Origin of the sequence: Streptomyces sp. NPDC005181 (assembly GCF_040608395.1) — a bacterium.
GTDB lineage: Bacteria > Actinomycetota > Actinomycetes > Streptomycetales > Streptomycetaceae > Streptomyces.
On record NZ_JBEXID010000005.1, the window covers coordinates 13,229 to 33,834 of the forward strand.

Genomic DNA, 20,606 nt, shown 5'->3' on the forward strand with positions numbered 1-20,606 from the left:
ACCGATCGCCACGGGCAAACGGCCGAACAGACAGTCGCAGCTGTGACCCAGCCCCGCACACGGGGTACCAGGCATCGGGTAACAGCTTTTCTGCAGGAAGGGAGGCCGTGATGACGGCCGTATCCAGCCACTCGATCGGTCCCGACAGCGACCTGGACCAGGTCTTCGAACTCGCCCAGCAGCTGCGCGTGGACTCCGTGCGCGCCAGCACCACGGCCGGCTCGGGCCACCCCACCTCCAGCCTGTCCGCCGCCGATCTCATGGCCGTCCTGATGGCCCGCCACCTGCGCTACGACTGGCAGCAGCCGAATTACCCCACAGGCGACCACCTGATCTTCTCCAAGGGCCATGCCTCTCCCCTGCTGTATGCCATGTTCCTCGCCGCCGGGGCCATCGACGAGCAGGAACTGCTGACCACCTACCGGCAGAACGGCGCTCGCCTGCAGGGCCATCCCACCCCCGTGCTCCCCTGGGTGGACGTGGCCACCGGCTCGCTGGGCCAGGGCATCGCCTACGGCGTGGGCATCGCCCTGGCCGGACGCGACCTGGAACAGCAGCCCTACCGCGTATGGGTGCTGTGCGGCGACAGCGAGATGACGGAAGGCTCGGTGTGGGAGGCCCTGGACAAGGCGGGCCGCCACCGGCTGGGCAACTTCACCGCCATCATCGACGTCAACCGCCTCGGCCAGAGCGGGCCCACCGAACTGGGCTGGGACACCGACGCCTACGCCCGCCGCGCCGAAGCCTTCGGCTGCCGGGCCCTGATCATCGACGGCCACGACCTCAAGGCCATCGATCGGGCCCTGATCACCGCCGCCGACGGACAGGCCCCCACCGTCGTCGTCGCCAGAACGGTCAAGGGCCAGGGCGTCGACGAGGTCGCCGACGCCGAGGGCTGGCACGGCAAGCCCCTGCCCGAGGATCTCGCCGAGCGCGCCGTGGCCGAGCTGGGCGGCGTGCGCCACCTCACCGTCAGCGGCCCCCGGCCGCCCGTCGACGACCATCCCCGCCCGCCCATGGGCGACGTCACCGTCGACCTGCCCCGCTTCGAGGTCGGCGACAAGGTCGCCACCCGCTCCGCCTTCGGCAAGGCTCTGGTCGCACTCGGCGCGCGCCCCGACGTCGTCGTGCTGGACGCCGAAGTGGGCAACTCCACCCACGCCGAGGACTTCGGCAAGGCCTACCCCGAGCGCTACTTCCAGACCTATATCGCCGAACAGCAGATGATCGCCTCGGCCGTCGGCATGGCCGTGCGCGGCTACCGGCCGTACGCGGCGACCTTCGCCGCCTTCCTCACCCGCGCCCACGACTTCATCCGCATGGCAGCGATCTCCCAGGTGTCCCTGGCCCTGTCGGGCAGCCACAGCGGCGTAGAGATCGGCGCGGACGGCCCCTCTCAGATGGGGGTGGAAGATCTCACCATGATGCGCTCGGTGCACGGCTCCACCGTGCTCTACCCCAGCGACGCGACCTCCGCCGCCGCCCTGACCTCCGCCATGGCCGACCTGGAAGGCATCTCCTACCTGCGCACCACCCGCGGCGCCTACCCCGTCCTCTACAGCCCCGACGAGACCTTCCCCGTGGGCGGCTCCAAGACATTGCGCGCCACGGACCACGACCAGGTCACCCTCATCGGCGTCGGCGTCACCCTGCACGAATGCCTGGCCGCCGCCGATCAACTGGCGGCCGACAACATCAGCGCCCGTGTGATCGACCTGTACTCGGTCAAGCCCGTGGACGCCGACACCCTTGCCCGCGCCGCCCGCGACACCGGCGCCTTCGTCGTCGTCGAGGACCACCACCCCGAAGGAGGTCTCGGCGAGGCAGTCCTGTCCGCCCTCGCCGAACACCGCCAGGCTCCCGCGTTCGCCCATCTCGCCGTCCGCAACCTGCCCGTCTCCGGCACACCCGCCGAACTCCTCGACGCCGCAGGCATCTCCCACACCCATATCACCAGCGCCGCACGCAGCCTCGCCACACGCTGACCCGCGCGGGTTCGACGCTGCCGCGCACGGTGCCGATCTCCTTGCTCCGGATGCGCCGCCCCTCGACCGTCTGCAGAGTTGCCATAACAGCAAGAGATCTTGCACTTGCGCCCGGGTGGCTCGCAGGGTGTTCCTATGAATGAGACGGAGAAGAACAGCCTCGTCGAGGCAGCTGCTGATGTAGATGTCGTGGTCGTCGGAGGTGGGATCGCCGGGCTGTCCGGTGCTCTGACGCTGGCCCGCTCCCGGCGGTCGGTGCTGGTGGTCGACTCCGGGGAGCCGCGCAATGCGCCCGCATCCGGAGTCCATGGACTGCTGTCGCGCGACGGAATCGCGCCGGGCGAGCTGCTGCGAGCGGGCCGGGCGGAGGTCACCGGTTACGGCGCGCGGATCGTGTCGGACAAGGTGGTGGCCGTCCGCCGTGACGGCGAACGGTTCGTCGTGGCCACCGCTGGGGGCCGGAGCTATGGTGCTCGGCGACTGCTGGTGACCACCGGACTGGTGGATGAACTCCCCGATGTCCCCGGTCTTCGGGAGCGTTGGGGCCGTGACGTTCTGCACTGCCCGTACTGCCATGGGTGGGAGGTGCGCGACGCGCCGATCGGTGTGCTCGCCGACGGGCCGGCCGCAGTGCATCAGGCGCTGCTGTTCCGCCAGTTGTCGCCGGACGTGACCCTGTTCCTGCACACCGCGGACGACCCGGGCGAGGAGCAGTGGGAGCAGCTGGCCGCCCGCGGAATCAGCGTGGTCGACGGAGAGGTAGCCGCTCTCGAAGTGGGCGACGACGACCGCCTCTCGGCTGTACGGCTGTCCTCCGGCCGACGGGTACCGGTGCGTGCCCTGGTGGTGGCGCCCCGGTTCGAAGCCCGTAGCGAAGTGCTCGCAGGCCTCGGTCCGACTGCGGTGGAGCACCCCATGGGCGTGGGGAGTTACGTGGAATCGGACGCGAGTGGCTTCACCGGTGTCGCCGGGGTGTGGGTCGCCGGCAATGTCACCGAACTGCTGGGCGGGGTCCCCGCCGCTGCGGCAGCCGGAGTGCAGGCCGCGGCAGCGATCAACAGCGATCTCGTGGCCGCCGACACCGATGCCGCGGTGGCGCTCCGGAAGGAGGAGCGGTTCCTTGATGCCTTCAGCCCTGATGCTGAGGCCGCCGGCTGCGAGCGCGCCCTGGGGAATCGCCGCCATGGACTCGACACGCTGCTCCGCCCTGGCCGCCCCCCTGGTCGGTGACTCCCCTGCGCCGGTCGGCGGCGTGCGCTTCCCGACCGCCGGCCGGCCGCGAGCGGCCTTCCCGCCGCGTGTGCGGGCGCGGACTTCCGCGTGCGGTCAGGTCGCGCGGGCACGCAAATGGGCACGTTCACCCTGCGGGCCGAAGAGGACGAGCAGTTCGACCGCATCGGAGTCAGCAGCTCCCAGCCAGTGCGGCACATGGGTGTCGAACTCCGCCACCTCACCGGATGTGAGGACCAGGTCCCGGTCTCCGAGGAGCAGCCTCAGCCGGCCGCTCAGGACATAGACCCATTCGTACCCCTCGTGCACTTTCAGGTCGGGTTCGGTGTCCCGGCGGCTGGGCGGGATCACCAGTTTGTGCGCCTGCATGCCCCCGGCCCGGCGGCTCAGCGGCACGAACGTCATCCCGGATCGGCGTACCGGACGAAGGTGCACGCGCGGGTCCCCGGTGTGCGGTGCGCCGACCAGTTCGTCGAGCGGGACTCCGTAGGCGCGGGCCAGCGGCAGCAGCAGTTCCAGGTTCGGCCGCCGCCCGCCGCTCTCCAGTCGCGAGAGCGTGCTCTCCGAGATCCCGGTCGTCTCCGCCAGGTCGGCCAGGGTGATGCCGCGCTGCCTACGCAGAGCGCGCAGTCGCGGCCCGACAGCGGCCAGTACGGTACTCAGCTCTTCCACGCCTCTTATCTTGCTGAAATGGCATAAATAATTGCAAGTGGATGAGCTCGGCATGGAACCGCACCGCGACGTCAGGCCGTCGCGGAGAGCCTCCTCGACATCGTGGAATCCGGCCCGGGAACAGCTCCCAGCGCGGTGACCGAATACCGCCAGCTTTGCGCGTCCGAAACCCCCAGGCTGTGAGAGCAGGACGGAAACATCCACACGAAGGGGACCACGACCATGACGGTCCACACCACGATCGACAGCGCGCTCGGCCACCTGCTCCTGGTGGGCGAGGAGTCCCACACAGCGCCGGGTGGCACCGCGCTCACCTCGCTGTCCCTGCAGGGCATGAAAAAGGCTCCCCCACTCCGCAAGGAATGGCGGCACGACGAAGCCGCCTTCGCCGAGGCGGTTCGACAGATCCAGGCTTACTTCACAGGTGAACTGACCGTGTTCCACCTGGAGTTCACGCCCACCGGGTCCGACTTCCAGCAGCAGGTGTGGGGCGCCCTGGATGCCATCCCGTACGGCGCCACCACCACCTACGGCAAGCTGACCGAGCAGCTCGGCCTTCCGCGTGAGCGCGTGCAAGCCGTGGGCGGGGCGGTCGGCGCCAACCCGCTGCTGCTGGTGCGCCCCTGCCACCGGGTGATCGGCGCCGACAACTCGATGCGGGGTTACGCCGGCGGTGTCGAGCGAAAGGTGCAGCTCCTCACGCACGAGGGCGCCCTGCAGCCGACGCTCATCTGACGACGGGCAGACACCGCCGACGGCGGCGCGGCCCACACCCCCTGACGGAGCACACCGATGAGCACCAAGACCGACATCGCCCGCACCCGCAAGCACGTGGACACGGCCGACTGGGCGCACCTCGCCGAGGAACTGGACACCTACGGATGCGCGTTCACGCCACGTCTCCTCACCATCGCCCAGTGCACCGAGATCGCCGGACTCTACGACCGGACCGACCTCTTCCGGACGACGGTCGACATGGCCCGTCACCGTTTCGGTTCCGGCCAGTACCGCTACTTCACCCATGATCTGCCCCGTCCGGTGGCCGAACTGCGCGCGGCGCTCTACCCGCACCTGCTGACCATCGCCCGCGACTGGGCCGCTCGGCTCGGCCGCCCCGCACCCTGGCCCGACACCCTGGAGGAATGGGTGTCCCTGTGCCACGAAGCGGGGCAGAACCGCTCGGCGCAGATCCTGCTGCGCTATGAGGAGGCGACTGGAACGCCCTGCACCGCGACGTGTTCGGCGACATGCTCTTCCCCCTCCAGGTGGTGGTGGGTCTCGACGCGTACGGCACCGACTACACCGGCGGGGAGTTCCTGCTCGTCGAGCAGCGCCCGCGCGCCCAGTCGCGCGGCACCACGCACGTCCTCGCTCAGGGCCACGGACTGATCTTCACCACCCGCGACCGCCCGGTGGCCGGCCGACGCGGCTGGTCGGCCGGTGCGATGCGGCACGGAGTCAGCACCGTCCGATCCGGCCGCCGCCACGCGCTGGGCCTGGTCTTCCACGACGCCGCCTGACGCGTATGTACACCCTGCTCGGCGCGGACGGACTGCCGTACCGGAGTGCCGCCCCCGGCGCGCTCGGAGGGCACCGGCGCGGACGTCTGTACGGCCGGCTCGACTGCCCTCCGCCCTGCGGGCCATCGCCCGTGGCCACTATGTCGCTTACCGGGTCTTCTTCCCCGACGAGACCACCGCGATCACGGCCGGGTACCGGCCCTGCGCCGTGTGCCTGCCCGCGACGTACGCCCGCTGGAAACTGAACCGGGAGAACGCCTCCACCATGAACACGCCCAAGGAGCGGAAGCAGGACCGCTCGCCTCTGATCCCCGCCTCGGACCTCGCCGAGTACCGCGACCTGCCGCCGCCGTCCCCACACACCGAGGCCGAACTCACCGCACTCATCGGGTTGCTGAAGTATCCCCGGTCCCCCATCGAGACCGTGTTCATCGGCCACAGCCGCGACGACGCGTCCAGGGCAGCGGCCGAAGCCTTCAGCACCGCCTGGCGCGCCTGCGGCGGAACGGTCCTGGCCGTGGTCGACTGGCCGGAGTCGGCGGCCTCCTGGCTACGCCCCGCGACGAGGCTGACCGGTGAGACACCCGACGCCTGGGTGATGGCAGCCGCCCCGCTCGGCTTTGCCCAACTGGCCCGCCGTCTGCGCCGCAGCGCGGACTGGGCCCCTGACCGCACTGTCGCCTTCGCCTCACTCCGGGACGCCCGCCTGCCCGCGCTCGCCGGAGAGAACACCCTCGACGGACTGCGCGGCGCGAGCGCCGACAGTGGCACGTGGAGCGTGCGCCGCGGCTGGGTGGCCTCCCGCCCGCCCGCGGCAGCAGGCCGCGCCGAGACCCCGCGCCCGTGAGACGGGGCGGGCTGCTGCCGTGGCCGGATCAGCCGCGCCGGCCGTGGTTGGCTGCCCCCTCATGGGTGGTCGCGCCCGCCCGCCCCGGGGTGGCCACACGTTTCGTACGGTCACACCTTCCGTACCGTCACACCCGCCGCAGCCAGTGCGTCGGTCTCGTCGAGCGGTGCGGACTCGTCGGTGACGACGGCGTGCAGGTCCAGGTCCCGGCGGATGGTCATCTCCGAGGCGCCGGTGAGTTCGGCCGGCTCCGCCACTGCCATCCGGCCCGCCTGCCGTACGGCATCGGGCTGGAGCCCGGCGGTCACTCTCGGCGCGGTGGCGCTCGTCGGCCTCGCCGTAGCCGCGCTGGCCGCCCCCGCTCTGCTTCGTACGGAGCGCGACTCCACCGCCGAAGTACCCGCCGCCGCGGTGACGAACGGGCCCAGGACGCCCCGCCGCATCTGGATGCTGGCCGCCCTCGCGCTGATGCTCATGCTCTGCGAGGGCGTGGCCAACGACTGGAGTGTGCTCCAGCTGCGCGACGTCCTGGACGCGCCCCCCGCGACCGCTGCCCTCGCCTATGGGGCCTTCGCCACCGCCATGACCATCGGCCGGCTGCTCACCGACCGAGTGGCCGCTCGCTTCGGCCCGGTGGCCGTCCTCCGCCACGGGGCGTCCGTGGCCGCGCTCGGCCTCACGGTAGCGGCGCTGTCTCCCTGGACACCGCTGGCCCTGGCCGGCTGGACCGTGTACGGGGCCGGGCTGTCCGGCTGCATCCCCCATCTGTTCAGCGCCGCAGGCCACGTCGACCAGGACGCCGCCGGGGCCAATGTCTCCCGCGTCGCCGGACTCGGCTACCTCGGTCTGCTCGCCGGGCCCGCCGTCATCGGACCGCTGACCCACTTCATCCCGCTCAACTTCACGTTCTTCCTGCCGGTTGCGTTCTGCGCCGTCGCCGCCTCGGTTGAAGCTCACCCTTCTGCGGCAAGTGGCACGTCCTCTCGGACAGTCAGGATCACCAAGTCCCCATACCGGACACCATGCTGAATTACCGTCAGATGGAAAAAAGGGAACAAAACTGCTTGATCATCATCCCTTCGGATGATGCTAGGATCGCCAAAGCTTGCCTGGCGGCATCAATACCGCTGCGACGTGCATTCAATGAAGCGTCGGCCCAGACTTCCGCCACACCGGGGAGAGTTATGCCATCAGCCGGGCCTTCCAAGGCAGCCGGGCAGCAGAGGACGCGCGGTCGTTCCCGTGGAACCGAGGTCACGGGCGCACACGGACGCGTCTTCCGGAAGTTCTGCATCCGGCGGCCCAGCCATCCGAAGAGAGCCTTATGACTCAATACTTCCAGGATCCAGCACTGTGGGCATTGATCGCTGGTACTCCTGTCGCCGCAACCGCAATCGTTCGTGGCAGACGTGCGAATTCCACTCTGCGTAGGGAAAAGCTGGAACTCACCCAACATTATTCTGCTCTTGAAGAGCATTATGCGGAATCCGTGCAGGAAGCGAAGGAGCGGGCCGAGGAGGACACCAAGACCGCTCTGAAGTCCGCCATGCGCACGCTGCAGGGTCTCGCCAGCGAGCAGCAGTTGGCGATCACGAAACTGCAGGAGAAGTACGGCGAACTTCAGATCCTCCAGGATCTCCTGGACATCGACCACATGAACTCGCAGTTCGCGCGGCGCGCCCAGTCCATTGCCGTGCTCTGCGACGGCTGGCTCGGCCGCCAGCGTACGGCCGCGTCGCTCTACGACGTGGTGCGCAGCGCGAAGGGCCGAATCCGCCATTTCACGCGTGTCGAGATCCGGACCCAGAGCAATTTCGCCATCGTCAGCCGGGCCGTGGAACCGGTCGCGCTCACGCTGGCCGAACTGCTCGACAACGCCACCAGCTACTCGGCGCCGGAAACCACGATCGAGATCAACATCCGGGCCGTACCCAAGGGTGTCTGCATCGTCGTCGACGACGCCGGTGTCGGTATGAACGAGGAAGAGAAGAGCCGGGCCGCCAAGCTCCTTTCGAGCGAGCGCTCCCCCGGTGTCTCAGGGCTCGGGAACCCGCCTCAGTTCGGATTCACCGTGATCGGCGTGCTGGCGGCACGCTACGGGTTCAGCGTCTCTGTGGATTCGGCCTCTCCGTACGGTGGTGTGAGGGCGGTCGTGCTCCTTCCCGATGATCTCCTCACGTCCATGCCGGAGCCCGACCTCAAGCCCGAGGCGAAGGAGAACCCCGCTGTGGGCGAGTCTTCCCCGATGCCGCCCGAAGAGGATTCGACGGATTCCTCGACCACCTTCGGCGGCCTGCCGAAGAGGCGCCGCAGAGGCGCCGCCATTTCGATCGTGCCGACAGCCGACAGCGGGGAGACCCCGGCACGATCGACCGAACAGATCGCTTCCGTCATGGGGGCATTCCAACGGGGGACACAGTCAGGACGACGCACAAACAGCGCCAGTAGCGAAGGGCATGAGGCTCAGTGAACTACGACCTGTCATGGATGCTTGACAGCGCCTTGGAAGTGCCCGAGGCACGGCACGCCATTCTCGTTTCCGCCGACGGCCTGCTCATGGCCCGCTCGAAGGATGTCGGGAAGGATCATGCCGACACCGTCGCCGCGGCAATGAGCGGCATGCAGTCCCTGAGCCGTACCGTGGCGGATTTCTGCGGCGAGCCGCCGAGCGACCGGCCGACCTGGCGTCAGACGCTCGTCGAGTTCGAGCACGGCTGGGTCTTTCTCATCTCCGCCGGCGAAGGGGCCTACCTCGCCGTGTCGGCTTCCCCCGAGGTCGACATGGCTGACATCACCTTCCGCATGCAGCAGCTCGTCGGCCAACTCGGCAAGGCCCTGACCAGCCCCCCTCGCGAGATTGCTGACACCAAGGCATGACGACACCGGACGACTCCGAACTGGGACCGGAAGCACCACCGTTAGTACGTCCGTACGTGATCACCAACGGCCGCATCCTGCTGAACGGTGACGGTCTGTCACTGATCACGTTGGTCACCGTGGCCGAAGAAGCTCCCCGGAACGATCTGCTCGATCCCGAGAAGCGCCGCCTGATCGAGCTGTGCTCGGGTGGCTATCTCTCGGTCGCGGAGATCGCCGGACACACCCAGCTTCCCGTGGGAATCGTCAGACTGCTGCTGACCGATCTCATCGACAGCGGATATCTCTGCACGCGCAAACCCGTTCCCAGCGCGGAACTTGTCGACCGTCACATACTCGAGGAGGTGCTGCATGGCCTTCAAGCAAGATTCGGATGACGGCGTCTACCTGCGCGATTCAGTGCAGACTGCGGCGAAGATCCTCGTCGTCGGTCATTTCGCCGTGGGTAAGACCACGTTCATCGGAACCATGTCCGAGATTCCACCGCTGCGCACCGAAGAGGTGATGACGCAGGCCGGTGAGGGGATCGACGACCTCAAGGGCACCCCGGGGAAGTCCACGACCACCGTGGCCATGGACTTCGGCCGGCTGACGCTCAGCGAGAACCTGGTCCTCTATCTCTTCGGAACACCCGGGCAGCAACGCTTCGTCCAGGTGTGGGAAGACATGTCTCGGGGCGCACTCGGCGCCTTGGTGCTCGTCGATCCCGAACGCCTCGAAGAATCATTTCCCGTCATGGATCTTGTCGAGCAGTACGGAATCCCGTACACCATTGCCGTCAACCGGTTCGCCGACAGCCAGAACCACCAGGATGCGGAGATCCGGGAGGCTCTCGACCTCCTGCCCGAGACGCCACTCGTCACCTGCGACGCGCGTGACCAGCGCTCGTCGGCGAATGCGCTCATCGTTCTCGTCCGTTACCTACAGTCGCGCCTTTCCTAGGAGTTCGGCATGCAACATCATTCGGAGGCCCAGGCCCCGCCGCCGGGGTGCCCGGCCCACAACAGCGGCAAGAGCGTTCCTCTGCACGGGCCCGAATTCGCTGCCGCTCCGGACGCCTTCTACCGACACCTTCGGGAGTACGGTCCGGCGGGCCCCGTCGAGCTGTCCCCCGGCGTGGAGGCGTCGCTGGTCACCGACTACGCGGCGGCGCTCCATGTGCTGCAGAACCCTGACGTCTTCGCCCGGGACTCACGCCGTTGGCGCGCCGTGAACGAGGGCCTGGTGCCCATGGACAGCGCTGTGCTTCCCATGATGCTGTACCGGCCCAACTGTCTGTTCACCGACGGCGCCGTCCATTTGAGGCTGCGTCAGGCGGTGACGGATTCGCTGGCCCGGGTCGATACGCATCGGATGACCCGGCATGTGGACCGCGTCGCCACTTATCTCATCGACCAGTTCAACGGCCGGGGCCGGGCCGATCTGATCACCGACTACGCGCAGTTGTTGCCGCTGCTCGTCTTCAACGACCTCTTCGGCTGCCCTGCGGAGATCGGCGACCGTCTCGTCTTCGGTATTTCCTGTCTCTTCGACGGCGTGGACGTGGAGCAGGCGAACCAGATCCTCACGGAATCCCTGTTCGAACTGGTCGCACTGAAGCGGGCCGAGCCGGGCGAGGACGTCACCTCCTGGCTGATGCAGCACGAGGCCCGGCTGACGGACGAGGAGATGATCCATCAGCTGGTGATGCTGATCGGGGCGGGCACCGAGCCGACCCAGAACATCATCGCCAACGCGCTGCGGCTGCTGCTCTCCGACGACAAGTACGCGGGCGGTCACCACTCGGCCGGTCTGCTGGTCGAGGACGCCATCAATGACGTGCTCTGGAACAGCCCGCCCATCGCCAACTACGCCGCGCACTACCCGGTGTACGACGTGGACCTCGGCGGGGTGACGCTCAACGCCGGTGATCCCGTGCTGATCAGCTTTGCCGCGGCGAACACCGATCCTGCCCTGTCCATGAGCCGGCAGACGCTCAGCAAGCGGGCCCACCTCGCCTGGGGTGCGGGGCCGCACGCCTGTCCGGCCAAGGATCCTGCCCTGCTGATCGCCGTCCAGGCGATCGAGAAGCTGCTCAACAGCCTTCCGGACATCGACCTGGCCGTGCCCGCCGACATGCTGTCCTGGCGGCCCGGGCCGTTCCACCGCGCCCTCAAGTCGCTGCCCGCCCGTTTTACCCCGGAACGCAAAGAAAGGCGCGGATCCGCGCCCTCCGCCGGGGCAATCAGGACCCCTGAAAATACCCCGTCCCGGGACAGCGGAAACGCACCGCAGAAGGGTAGCTGGTGGAGCGGATTCCTGACCTGGTGGAAGGTGTGAGATCCATAACAGCCCTTCCCGTATTCACCCCTGCATGAACATTCAACCACATGGGTAGACAGGGTTGAAAAATCCTACGTCATCTCTTGAAAAGGATTCCCTGTGGAGCTTTCCCTGGCTATCCCGCCGGTCGACCGGCGTGCCGTTTCTTCGCTTTTCTCGCGGCTGCGTACCCCGAGTGGTCAGGCAAATCCATTGCCTATCTATAAAGAACTCAGGGCCATGGGTGACGTCATTCCGGCCCCCTGGGGCGGGCACCTGGTGAACTCCCATACCCTCTGTGACCAGGTACTCAGGGATAGATCCTGGAAGGTACCCGGCAGCGAGTGGCGGACCCGGCAGGAGGACGTCACCCGCTGGGGTGCCCCCGCTTCACGTCAAATGGCCGACACGCTCCCCATGCTCAATCCTCCGCATCACACCACGATGCGGAGGTCCATGGGCAATATGTTCGACAGAAAATCACTCGAAGTCATGCGAGAATCGGTCGACCGAATTACGGGGCGATTGCTCGACCGCCTCACCGGCGATCTATGCCATGGCGAGGTGGATTTCTGTGAACTGGTCACCGAAGAATTGCCTGTCACCGTGATCGGTGAATGGCTCGGTATATCACCGGTCGATTATCCTCTCCTTCGGTCACTCACGCATGATCAGGTGTTCACCCAGGAACTCTTCCCGTCCCGGAGCCAGCTCGCGCTCTCCGACGCGGCGACCCATCGCCTCCGGGAGTACTTCACCGCTCTGGTCGAGGAGCGCCGCAGGGCCCCGGGGAACGATCCGGTGTCGGCCTGGCTGCGGACCTGGGACGGGCTCGAATCCGACCGGGCCGTCGCGGACGAGGCGGTCTACTCCCTCACACTCTTCGTGCTCCTGGCCGGGCTGGAGACGACCTCGCACCTTCTCTCCACCATGGTGTGGCTGCTCCATGAGCACCCCCGTCAACTGGAGTGGCTGCGTGCGCATCCCGAGCACATACCGAGCGCGATCGATGAAGTCCTGCGCTATGACGCGCCGATCCACATGATCAGCCGGATCGCCCCCAAGGACACGACACTCGCCGGAGTGCGCGTCCACAAGGACGAGATGGTGCAGCTCATGGTCGGCGCAGCCCATCACGACCCGGCGAAGTATGAAGACCCCACCCTGTTCAAAATCCATCGCAGAGCCCCTCATCTCAGCTTCGGCGGCGGCATCCACTACTGCCTCGGCGCGCCGCTGGCCCGTCTGGAGGCGACCTCGCTGCTGACCGCGCTGCTGGAGCGGCTGCCCGGCCTGCGCATCAGCGGTTCGCCTGTCTGGGCGCCACGCGTGGCCTTCCGCCGTCTCACGAAGCTGACGGTCGCCCGAGCCTGAGGCACGGTCCCGAACACACGCGGAAATCAGAGCACAAGGAAGAGAACGAGCATGCCAGAAGACTTCAAGACCCTCCGCGTCACGACCGAAGGCCCGGTCCTGCAGGTGCAGTTGAACCTCCCCGAGACGGGCAACGCGCTGTCCGGGCGGGTCCTCGACGAACTCCTCACCGTCCTGGCCGCGTTGGACGACGACCCGGGCATCCGGGTGCTCGTCCTCTCGGGCGCGGGGGACGACTTCTGTCTGGGCGGAGAGCGGAGCGAGTTCGCCGAGCTCCTCGCCGCCGCCCCCGGCGGGGCGGGCCTCCACGCCCTCGGCAACAAGGCGCGCCGGGTGTGCGACGCACTGGCGACCACGCATGCGGTCACCATCGCCCGGCTGCACGGCGGAGTGATCGGAGCCGGTCTCGGACTCGCGATCTTCTGCGATCTGCGGGTCGGGGCGGACACCTCCCGTTTCCGGATGCCGGAGCTGGGCCTCGGGGTTCCGCCGGCGTGGGGCGGGGTCCTGCCCCGCCTGCTCAACGAGTCGGGGGCTGCGAAGGTCCGCGAGCTGATTCTCACGGCGGACAATTTCGATGCCGTGCGGGCGGCGGAACTCTCCATACTCCACAAGGTCGTTCCGGAGGACGATCTCGACAGCACCGTCGTACGGTGGACCAAGCCGCTGGTCCGCAGGTCTCCCGCGGCGCTGCGGAGTGCCAAGGTCATGCTCAATGCCTATGCGGGCGCCGCCCGTCTCGCGGACGCCTCACTCTTCGACGCGGAGCTGCTGACGGCCTCGGTCTCGGCGGCGCAGGCGGCGCGGGCGCGCTGACAGCCCGCCAGGAAACGCGGTGAGGCCCGGCACCGCGTTGCGGAGCCGGGCCTCACTCGTCTCCACGCGTATCAGAAGAAGACGCCGCAGTGCAGCAGGACGTTCGCGTAGGGCCGCGCCTCCCCGGTCCGTACGATCAGCCGCGCCCCTGCCGACAGCGCCTTGAGCTCGTCGTGTCCGACCAGCTCCAGATCCGGCAGGCACCCTTCCAGCAGCCGGGCAGCCGCAGGATTCGCCTCCCGCACCTCGCGCGCGGCCGTGGCGCGCTCGATCACCAGCTCGTCCAGCAGCCCTTCGAGCACGTCGGCGAAGGAGGGGATCCCGGCACGGAAGGCCAGATCGACGACGCGCGGGCCGGCCGGGACGGGCATGCCCGCATCGCAGACGAGGACCGTGTCGCCATGGCCCAGTTCGGCCAGCGCCCCGGCCAGATGACGGTTGAGTATTCCGGCCTTCTTCACAGCGCGGAGACCTCCTCGGCGGTGGGGAAGGACGCCTGGGCGCCTTCCCTGGTGACGGCGGCGGCGCCCACCCGCACAGCGAAGGCGGCAGCCGTCGCGAGGTCCTCGCCCAGGCTGAGCCGCCAGGCCAAAGCGGCGGTGAAGGCGTCGCCGGCGCCGGTGGTGTCCACGGCGTCGACCCGCAGGCTCGGAACCCGCACCACCGTGTCCGTACGGCCGTCGGCGACCAGCGCACCCTGGGCACCCAGCGTGATCACCACCGACCGCGGGCCGAGCACGAGAAGCTCCCGCGCCCAGTCCTCGGGGCCGGGCCCGGCCGCATCGCCGAGCATGAACCGGGCTTCGTGCTCGTTGACCACCAGCGGGTCGCAGGCGGCGAGGACGTCCGCGGGCAGCGGCGCGGGCGGGGACGGGTTCAGTACGAACCGGGTACCGGCCGGCCGGGTGCGTACCACCTCGGCCACCGTCTCCAGGGGGATCTCCAGCTGCGCCGAGACGACCCGGGCGCCGGCGAGCAGGCGGTCGGCGGCGCGGATGTCGCCGGGGGTCAGCCGGGCGTTGGCCCCGGGCGAGACCACGATGCTGTTGTCACCCGACGGATCCACCGTGATCAGCGCGACGCCGGTGGGTGCCCCGCCGACCTGGACACCACCGGTCTCGACACCGGCCGCGCGCTGCGATTCCAGCAGCAGCCGCCCATGGGCGTCATCACCCACCCTGGCGAGCAGTGCGGTCCTGGCGCCCAGGCGGGCGGCGGCGACCGCCTGGTTGGCTCCCTTGCCGCCGGGGTGGACCGCAAGATCGGAGCCGAGCACGGTCTCGCCCGGCGCGGGCCGACGCTCGACGCCTATCACCAGGTCGGCGTTGGCCGACCCCACGACCAGCAGGTCGTAGTCGCGCATCACTGTCCTCATTTCACTGGGGGTGGGGCCGGTCAGGAGAAGTCGGCGACGTTCTTCTCCGTCACGACCTTCACCGGCACCTTGACCATGCTGTCGACCTGCTTGCCGCGCGCGGCCTCGACCGCGTTCTGCACGGCGATCTTCCCGAGCTCCTTCGGCTGCTGGGCGACCGAGGCGTACAGCGTGCCCGCGGCGACCGCCTTCAGGCCGTCGGGGGTGCCGTCGAACCCGACGACGTCGACGGACTTGCCGGCCTTGCTGCCGAGCGCCTTGACCGCGCCGAGCGCCATCTCGTCGTTCTCGGCGAAGACGCCGGTGATGCGCGGGTGGGACTGCAGCAGGTTGGTCATGACGTCCAGGCCCTTCGTACGGTCGAAGTCCGCAGGCTGGGAGGCGACGACCTTGATCCCCGGGTAGGCCTTCAGACCCTCGGTGAAGCCCTTGCCGCGCTCGCGGCTGGCGGAGGTGCCCGCGGTGCCCTGGAGGACGACGATGTCGCCCTTGCCGCCGAGCTTCTCGGCCAGCGCCTTCGCGGCGAGCCTGCCGCCCGCGACGTTGTCGGAGGCGACGAGCGCCGCGGTCTCCGCCTTGTTGACGCCGCGGTCGGCGGCGACCACGGGGATGTCGGCCTTGTTGGCGGCCCGCACCGCGGGTCCCACCGCATCCGAGTCCACCGGATTGACGATGATCGACTGCACGCCCGCGCCGGTGAAGTTCTGCAGCTGGTTGGCCTGCTGCGACGCGTCGTTCTGCGCGTCCGTCACGGTGAGGTCGATGCCCGCGTCCTTCGCCTCGGCCTGCGCGCCCGCCTTCATCTGGACGAAGAAGGGGTTGTTGAGCGTGGAGAGCGACATGCCGACCTTGGTGGTCGTGCCGGAGTTGCCGGAGTTGAAGAAGGACACGGCTGCGACGACGGCCGCCACGCACACGGCGGCGATCGCGATTTTCGCGGCTCCCTTGCCCCGGTGCCCGGATGCCCCGGGCGAGGACGCCGACGTCGCGGACCCACCGCCGGTCCGCCGGCGCACCGTGTCCAGCAGGACTGCGAGCGCGATCACGACACCGATGACGACCTGCTGCCAGAAGGCCGAGACGGACAGCAGGTTGAGGCCGTTGCGGAGCACGGCGAGTATGAGCGCGCCGATCAGGGTTCCGGAGGCCTTGCCGACGCCGCCCGCGAGGCTGGCGCCGCCGATGACGACCGCGGCGATCGCGTCCAGCTCGTAGCCCTGAGCGGCCTGCGGCTGCGCCGAGGCGAGCCGGGAGGCGAGGACGATGCCTGCGGCGGCGGCGAAGAGACCGGACAGGGCGTAGATGACCAGCTTCTGCCGCTTGACGCGCAGGCCCGAGAGCCTGGCTGCTTCCTCGTTGCCGCCGATTGCGTACATCGAACGGCCGATGTACGTGCGCCCGAGGACGACTGCCGTCACCAGCCCCATCGCGACCATCACGAGGACGGGGACGGGCAGCCACCCGCCGAGCGTGTCGCCGAGGACCGAGACGGAGCCGGGGAAGGGGATCGGGCTGCCCTGCGAGATGACGAGGGACAGGCCGCGGCCGATCGAGAGCATCGCCAGCGTGGCGATGAACGGCGGGAGTTTCCCGTACGCGACGAGGGCGCCGTTGACGAGACCGCAGGCGATGCCCGTGGCTACCGCAAGGATCACCGCGATCCACACGGGGACGCCCTCGGATGTCGCCATCCAGGCGAGTACGGTCGCCGAGAGCGCGGCCACCGAGCCGACGGACAGGTCGATGCCCGCCGAGACGATGACGAAGGTCACGCCGAACGCGAGGATCGCCGTCACGGAGGCCTGCACACCCACGTTGAGCAGGTTCTGGGTGGTGAGGAAGTCGCCGGAGAGCAGCGACATCGCCACTACCAGGACCACCAGGGCGCTCAGCGCGCCGTTGTCGAGCAGGATGCGGCGGAGCGCCGAGGCGCCACTTGCCCCCGTATTGCTCTTGAGCGTGTCAGTGGCCACGGGAGCCCTCCACTTCATCGTTCACATCTGGGGTGGTTGTTACGGACGGGGCGCTGACGGCGAGCGCCATCACCGTGTCCTGGGTCGCTTCGTGCGCGGGCAGTTCGCCGGCGATCCGGCCCTGGGCCATGACGAGCACCCGGTCGCTCATGCCGAGGACCTCGGGCAGGTCGCTGGAGATCATCAGGACCGCATGGCCGGAGGCCGTCAGTTCGTTGATGAGCTGATAGATCTCGACCTTCGCGCCGACGTCGATGCCTCGGGTCGGCTCGTCGAGGATCAGCACCCTGGTGTCGGCGAGCAGCCACTTCCCGATGACGACCTTCTGCTGGTTGCCACCGGAGAGGGTGCGGACGTGCTGGCCGAGGCCCGCCATCCGCACGCCGAGCTGCTCGGCGATCCGGGCGGCGGCAGCGCGCTGCCCCTTGAGATCCACCAGACCGCCGCGGCTGGCCGAACGCAGCGTGACCAGGCCGAGGTTCTCCTGCACCGAGGCGTCGAGCACGAGGCCCTGGCCCTTGCGGTCCTCGGGCACGAGCCCGATCCCGGCGCCCATGGCGGCGTTCACGTCGCCCTTGCCCAGCCGCTCGCCGCGCACCTCGACGCTCCCTGCGTCGTAGGGGTCGGCGCCGAAGACGGCGCGGACGACTTCGGTGCGGCCGGCGCCGACGAGTCCGGCGAGTCCGACGACTTCACCGGCGTGCACGTCGAAGCTGATGTCGTGGAAGACGCCGCCACGGGTCAGCCCGCGCACCGAGAGCAACGCTTCGCCCGTCTCCGGGCGTTCGCGCGGGTACTGCTGCTCGATGCTGCGCCCGACCATCAGCCGTACGAGTTCGTTCTCGGGGGTCGAGGCGGGCACCTGGTCGATGCTGCGGCCGTCGCGCAGAACGGTGACCCGGTCGCCGAGCGCCGCGATCTCCTCCAGGTGGTGGGTGATGAAGACGATCCCCACGCCGTCCGCGCGCAGCTGCCGGACGATCCGGAAGAGTTTGTCCACCTCTTCACTGGTCAGCACGGCGGTCGGCTCGTCCATGATCAGGACCCGGGCGTCCAGGCTGAGCGCCTTGGCGATCTCCACCATCTGGAGCCGGGCGATGCCCAGTTCGCGCACCTTGGTCTTCGGTGAGACGTGCACGCCGACGCGGCGCAGGAGTTCCTCGGCGTCCGCCTCCATCTTCTTGCGGTCGATCATGCCGAAGCGCCGCGGCTGGCGGCCGAGGAAGATGTTCTCGGCGACGGTCAGCTCGGGCACCAGGTTGAACTCCTGGTAGATGGTGGCGATCCCGAGCCGTTCGGCGTCCTGGGCGCCGTGGACACGCACCTCGTCCCCGTCGACCAGGATCCGTCCGCTGTCCGGGCGGTAGGCGCCGGAGAGCATCTTGATCAGCGTGCTCTTGCCCGCGCCGTTCTCACCGAGGAGGACATGCACCTCGCCGCGGCGCAGGTCGAAGTCGACGGAGTCGAGCGCGACCACGCCGGGGAAGGTCTTTCGTATTCCCTCGATGCGCAGCAGTTCGTCCTGACTGCTCACAGGTTGCTCCTCTGGTACGAAGCGGGCTCGCCGCACGACCTGCGTACGACGAGACGGGCGGAAAGGGTGACGGACTGCGGGGGCCGGCCCTCAATGACGTCGACCAGCGCCCGTACGGCGGCTCGGCCGAGGTCTCCGGTCGGCTGGGCGATCGCCGTGATCGGCGGATCGGTGTGGACGAACCACGGGATGTCGTCGAACGCGGCGAGCGCGATGTCCTGCGGAACCCGCAGCCCGCGCGCACGGATCGCGTCCAGTGCGCCGAGGGCCATCAGGTTGTCGGCGGCGAAGACCGCGTCGGGCGGCTCGGGGAGGGCCAGGAACCGCTCGGTGGCACGGCGTCCGCTGTCCGCCTGGAAGTCGCCCTGACCGATGTAGGCGTCGGGCAGCGGAAGCCCGTGCTCACCCAAGGCGTCGCGGAAGGCCTCGACGCGCTCGCTGCCGGTGGTGGTGGCGGCCGGGCCGGCGATGATCGCCAGCCGGCGGTGGCCGAGCCGGTGCAGATGGGCGACGAGGTCCCGTACGGCGGGACAGCCGTCTGCACGCACCACCGGCACGTCCACCCCGGGAATCCAGCGGTCCACGAAGACCATGGGCGTGCCGCCGCGCGCGGCGTCGAGTATCTGCGGGGAGCCGCCGTCGGTGGGCGAGACGAGGAGACCGTCGATCCGGCGGTCGAGGAGCGTACGGATGTGGTGGTCCTGCAGCTCGGGCCGCTCGTCGGCGTTCCCGATGATGACGCTGTACCCGAGGGCGCGCGCCGCTTCCTCGACGGAGCGGGCCAGCGCGGTGAAGTACGGATTGAGGACGTCGCTGATGATCAGCCCGAGGGTGCGCGTCCGGTCGGTGCGCAGCGACCGGGCGACGGCGTTGGGCCGGTAGCCGAGCGCGTCGACAGCGGCGAGGACACGGGCCCTCGCGTCGGGGCTGACGGACGGATGGCTGTTGAGGACACGCGAGACCGTGGCGACGGACACGCCGGCCTCGGCTGCGACATCTTTGATGCTGGCCACTGCCGGACCACCTCCTTGTGGTTTCCGTGAGCATCGGATCCAGAGGGTGGCGCGGTCGGCGCCACCATTCATGGAAACGATTACATGGACGATTGGAATCGATTACACGCTCCAAAGCAAGCCCCTCCTGGCGCAGCGAGACGCAACCGTAATGAAGCGATGCTCATATGAGCGCGGCCCGCAGGTCCACGTTCCCGTGCAACCTCGACGCAACGTTGTGCGGGGTTGCCTGGAGCCATCGCATCGGTACCGGACAGCGAAAGGCCGACACGTGATCCCCTCGGACGCACCGCGCGTGGAGCTCACTCCCGCAGCCGCCGATCTGGTGCGGCGCCTGCGGGAGGCCCACGGGCCACTGATGTTCCACCAGTCCGGCGGCTGCTGCGACGGCAGTGCGCCCATGTGCTATCAGGACGGCGAGTTCCGTACCGGCAGCTCCGATGTGCTGCTCGCTTCGCTCGCCGTAGACGGGGTCGCGGAGCGCGTCCCCTTCTGGATGTCGAAGAGCCAGTTCGAGGTGTGGGCGCACACCCGGCTGATCGTCGATGTGGTGGCGGGGCGCGGCAGCGGGTTCTCGCTGGAGGCGCCGGAGGGGGTCCGGTTCCTGATCCGGTCGCGCCTCGTCAGTACCTGATCCGCGCAGTCCGCGCCCCGGACGGCGAACGTCACTTCGTGTCGCGTGCCGCCACGACGTCGTTGAACACGCCGACGCAGGCCGTGCCGTCGGGGCCGCACGGGGTCGCGCCGCCGCCCGACGCCGGAGCGACCCCTTGAGGTATCCGTGGAAGTGCCGTGTGTTTCATGACCGCTTCACGGCGCCGCAGCGAGTTCGGTCAGGGCTTGAGGCTGCTGACGACGTCGGCCGTGGCCGTCAGCCCCTCCTGAATGCTCGGCGCCATGCTTGTCCCGGCCAGGAAGAATCCGAGCAGCGCGCAGACGATCGCATGCGAGAGCTTCAGTCCTCCGTTGCGGAGGAAGATCACCGCAAGGACCAGCAGTAACAGCACCAGTGAGATCGAAATGGCCATGGTCAACCTCCTCCGCCGCGCCGGAATGCGGCATTCGGCCGCCAGTGTGGCGTAGCGAAGG

General features: G+C 68.9%; 21 protein-coding genes and 2 pseudogenes. 14 read left to right on the plus strand and 9 right to left on the minus strand.

What is annotated here, in order from left to right; all coding sequences use genetic code 11:
- Positions 1-110 precede the first annotated feature (110 nt).
- Positions 111-1,985, plus strand: a complete 1,875-nt coding sequence (locus ABZV38_RS05140; protein WP_356324687.1) for a transketolase — start codon at positions 111-113, stop codon at positions 1,983-1,985.
- Positions 1,986-2,120: 135 nt separating this feature from the next.
- Positions 2,121-3,215, plus strand: a complete 1,095-nt coding sequence (locus ABZV38_RS05145; protein ID WP_356324689.1) for an NAD(P)/FAD-dependent oxidoreductase — start codon at positions 2,121-2,123, stop codon at positions 3,213-3,215.
- Between the two features lie 96 nt (positions 3,216-3,311).
- Here the strand turns inward: ABZV38_RS05145 and ABZV38_RS05150 are convergent, their stop codons facing one another.
- A complete protein-coding gene (locus ABZV38_RS05150) occupies positions 3,312-3,896 on the minus strand; it encodes a helix-turn-helix domain-containing protein (RefSeq protein ID WP_356324983.1) in 585 nt (194 codons plus the stop codon).
- 213 nt (positions 3,897-4,109) lie between these two features.
- Between ABZV38_RS05150 and ABZV38_RS05155 the strand changes: the two genes are divergently transcribed.
- Both ABZV38_RS05155 and ABZV38_RS05160 read left to right on the plus strand, forming a co-directional pair.
- The gene (locus ABZV38_RS05155) at positions 4,110-4,622 is read left to right on the plus strand and encodes a methylated-DNA--[protein]-cysteine S-methyltransferase (protein WP_356324691.1); all 513 of its coding nucleotides are present in this window, start codon (positions 4,110-4,112) and stop codon (positions 4,620-4,622) included.
- Between the two features lie 57 nt (positions 4,623-4,679).
- Positions 4,680-5,407, plus strand: a pseudogene (locus tag ABZV38_RS05160) (2OG-Fe(II) oxygenase).
- Between the two features lie 147 nt (positions 5,408-5,554).
- On the opposite strand, the gene ABZV38_RS05165 reads toward ABZV38_RS05160, so the two are convergent.
- Complete coding sequence (locus tag ABZV38_RS05165) at positions 5,555-5,680, minus strand: hypothetical protein (RefSeq protein ID WP_356324693.1); 126 nt, start codon at positions 5,678-5,680, stop codon at positions 5,555-5,557.
- On the opposite strand from ABZV38_RS05165, the gene ABZV38_RS05170 reads away from it, so the two are divergent.
- Entirely contained in the window at positions 5,673-6,254 is a 582-nt protein-coding gene (locus ABZV38_RS05170) for a hypothetical protein (protein WP_356324695.1), read from the plus strand. The genes ABZV38_RS05165 and ABZV38_RS05170 overlap by 8 nt on opposite strands.
- 110 nt (positions 6,255-6,364) lie before the next feature.
- On the opposite strand, the gene ABZV38_RS05175 is transcribed toward ABZV38_RS05170, so the two are convergent.
- A complete protein-coding gene (locus tag ABZV38_RS05175) occupies positions 6,365-6,517 on the minus strand; it encodes a hypothetical protein (protein ID WP_356324697.1) in 153 nt (50 codons plus the stop codon).
- Positions 6,518-6,542: 25 nt separating this feature from the next.
- Here ABZV38_RS05175 and ABZV38_RS05180 point away from each other — a divergent pair.
- From ABZV38_RS05180 to ABZV38_RS05215, 8 genes and pseudogenes are all read left to right on the plus strand, one after another.
- Positions 6,543-7,283, plus strand: a pseudogene (locus tag ABZV38_RS05180) (MFS transporter); the annotation flags it as partial.
- A 295-nt stretch (positions 7,284-7,578) separates the two neighbouring features.
- Positions 7,579-8,724, plus strand: a complete 1,146-nt coding sequence (locus ABZV38_RS05185; protein ID WP_356324699.1) for an ATP-binding protein — start codon at positions 7,579-7,581, stop codon at positions 8,722-8,724.
- The gene (locus tag ABZV38_RS05190) at positions 8,721-9,131 is read left to right on the plus strand and encodes a roadblock/LC7 domain-containing protein (RefSeq protein ID WP_356324701.1); all 411 of its coding nucleotides are present in this window, start codon (positions 8,721-8,723) and stop codon (positions 9,129-9,131) included. Before ABZV38_RS05185 ends, ABZV38_RS05190 begins: the two co-directional genes overlap by 4 nt.
- On the plus strand, positions 9,128-9,508 hold the full coding sequence (locus tag ABZV38_RS05195; protein WP_356324704.1) for a DUF742 domain-containing protein: 381 nt from the start codon (positions 9,128-9,130) through the stop codon (positions 9,506-9,508). Before ABZV38_RS05190 ends, ABZV38_RS05195 begins: the two co-directional genes overlap by 4 nt.
- On the plus strand, positions 9,483-10,073 hold the full coding sequence (locus ABZV38_RS05200; protein WP_356324706.1) for an ATP/GTP-binding protein: 591 nt from the start codon (positions 9,483-9,485) through the stop codon (positions 10,071-10,073). The genes ABZV38_RS05195 and ABZV38_RS05200 overlap by 26 nt, the downstream gene beginning before the upstream one ends.
- 9 nt (positions 10,074-10,082) lie before the next feature.
- Entirely contained in the window at positions 10,083-11,450 is a 1,368-nt protein-coding gene (locus tag ABZV38_RS05205; protein WP_356324708.1) for a cytochrome P450, read from the plus strand.
- A gap of 102 nt (positions 11,451-11,552) precedes the next feature.
- Positions 11,553-12,806: a cytochrome P450 gene (locus ABZV38_RS05210; protein WP_356324710.1), complete on the plus strand. Its 1,254-nt coding sequence runs from the start codon at positions 11,553-11,555 to the stop codon at positions 12,804-12,806.
- Positions 12,807-12,857: 51 nt separating this feature from the next.
- Complete coding sequence (locus ABZV38_RS05215; RefSeq protein WP_356324712.1) at positions 12,858-13,622, plus strand: enoyl-CoA hydratase/isomerase family protein; 765 nt, start codon at positions 12,858-12,860, stop codon at positions 13,620-13,622.
- A 71-nt stretch (positions 13,623-13,693) separates the two neighbouring features.
- On the opposite strand, the gene rbsD is transcribed toward ABZV38_RS05215, so the two are convergent.
- From rbsD to ABZV38_RS05240, 5 genes are read right to left on the minus strand one after another with little or no spacing between them, the layout of a single operon-like run.
- Positions 13,694-14,083: a D-ribose pyranase gene (gene rbsD / locus ABZV38_RS05220; protein WP_356324714.1), complete on the minus strand. Its 390-nt coding sequence runs from the start codon at positions 14,081-14,083 to the stop codon at positions 13,694-13,696.
- Positions 14,080-14,985 (minus strand): ribokinase, encoded by a 906-nt coding sequence (locus tag ABZV38_RS05225; protein ID WP_356324716.1) that lies wholly within the window; start codon positions 14,983-14,985, stop codon positions 14,080-14,082. The genes rbsD and ABZV38_RS05225 overlap by 4 nt, the downstream gene beginning before the upstream one ends.
- Positions 14,986-15,017: 32 nt before the next feature.
- A complete protein-coding gene (locus tag ABZV38_RS05230) occupies positions 15,018-16,970 on the minus strand; it encodes a substrate-binding domain-containing protein (RefSeq protein ID WP_356324718.1) in 1,953 nt (650 codons plus the stop codon).
- Positions 16,960-18,504, minus strand: a complete 1,545-nt coding sequence (locus tag ABZV38_RS05235) for a sugar ABC transporter ATP-binding protein (RefSeq protein WP_356324720.1) — start codon at positions 18,502-18,504, stop codon at positions 16,960-16,962. Before ABZV38_RS05235 ends, ABZV38_RS05230 begins: the two co-directional genes overlap by 11 nt.
- Positions 18,501-19,517: a LacI family DNA-binding transcriptional regulator gene (locus ABZV38_RS05240; RefSeq protein ID WP_356324722.1), complete on the minus strand. Its 1,017-nt coding sequence runs from the start codon at positions 19,515-19,517 to the stop codon at positions 18,501-18,503. Before ABZV38_RS05240 ends, ABZV38_RS05235 begins: the two co-directional genes overlap by 4 nt.
- A 295-nt stretch (positions 19,518-19,812) precedes the next feature.
- Between ABZV38_RS05240 and ABZV38_RS05245 the strand changes: the two genes are divergently transcribed.
- Positions 19,813-20,151: a DUF779 domain-containing protein gene (locus ABZV38_RS05245; RefSeq protein ID WP_356324724.1), complete on the plus strand. Its 339-nt coding sequence runs from the start codon at positions 19,813-19,815 to the stop codon at positions 20,149-20,151.
- Between the two features lie 199 nt (positions 20,152-20,350).
- On the opposite strand, the gene ABZV38_RS05250 is transcribed toward ABZV38_RS05245, so the two are convergent.
- On the minus strand, positions 20,351-20,545 hold the full coding sequence (locus tag ABZV38_RS05250; RefSeq protein ID WP_030924608.1) for a hypothetical protein: 195 nt from the start codon (positions 20,543-20,545) through the stop codon (positions 20,351-20,353).
- Positions 20,546-20,606 lie beyond the last annotated feature (61 nt).

Excerpts from the sequence above, each read along its gene's own strand:
- ABZV38_RS05140 (WP_356324687.1), top strand. The coding sequence starts at position 111 with ATGACGGCCGTATCCAGCCACTCGATCGGTCCCGACAGCGACCTGGAC.
- ABZV38_RS05145 (WP_356324689.1), top strand. The coding sequence starts at position 2,121 with ATGAATGAGACGGAGAAGAACAGCCTCGTCGAGGCAGCTGCTGATGTA.
- ABZV38_RS05155 (WP_356324691.1), top strand. The coding sequence starts at position 4,110 with ATGACGGTCCACACCACGATCGACAGCGCGCTCGGCCACCTGCTCCTG.
- ABZV38_RS05170 (WP_356324695.1), top strand. The coding sequence starts at position 5,673 with ATGAACACGCCCAAGGAGCGGAAGCAGGACCGCTCGCCTCTGATCCCC.
- ABZV38_RS05175 (WP_356324697.1), bottom strand. The coding sequence starts at position 6,517 with ATGGCAGTGGCGGAGCCGGCCGAACTCACCGGCGCCTCGGAGATGACC.
- ABZV38_RS05185 (WP_356324699.1), top strand. The coding sequence starts at position 7,579 with ATGACTCAATACTTCCAGGATCCAGCACTGTGGGCATTGATCGCTGGT.
- ABZV38_RS05195 (WP_356324704.1), top strand. The coding sequence starts at position 9,128 with ATGACGACACCGGACGACTCCGAACTGGGACCGGAAGCACCACCGTTA.
- ABZV38_RS05200 (WP_356324706.1), top strand. The coding sequence starts at position 9,483 with ATGGCCTTCAAGCAAGATTCGGATGACGGCGTCTACCTGCGCGATTCA.
- ABZV38_RS05205 (WP_356324708.1), top strand. The coding sequence starts at position 10,083 with ATGCAACATCATTCGGAGGCCCAGGCCCCGCCGCCGGGGTGCCCGGCC.
- ABZV38_RS05215 (WP_356324712.1), top strand. The coding sequence starts at position 12,858 with ATGCCAGAAGACTTCAAGACCCTCCGCGTCACGACCGAAGGCCCGGTC.
- ABZV38_RS05225 (WP_356324716.1), bottom strand. The coding sequence starts at position 14,985 with ATGCGCGACTACGACCTGCTGGTCGTGGGGTCGGCCAACGCCGACCTG.
- ABZV38_RS05250 (WP_030924608.1), bottom strand. The coding sequence starts at position 20,545 with ATGGCCATTTCGATCTCACTGGTGCTGTTACTGCTGGTCCTTGCGGTG.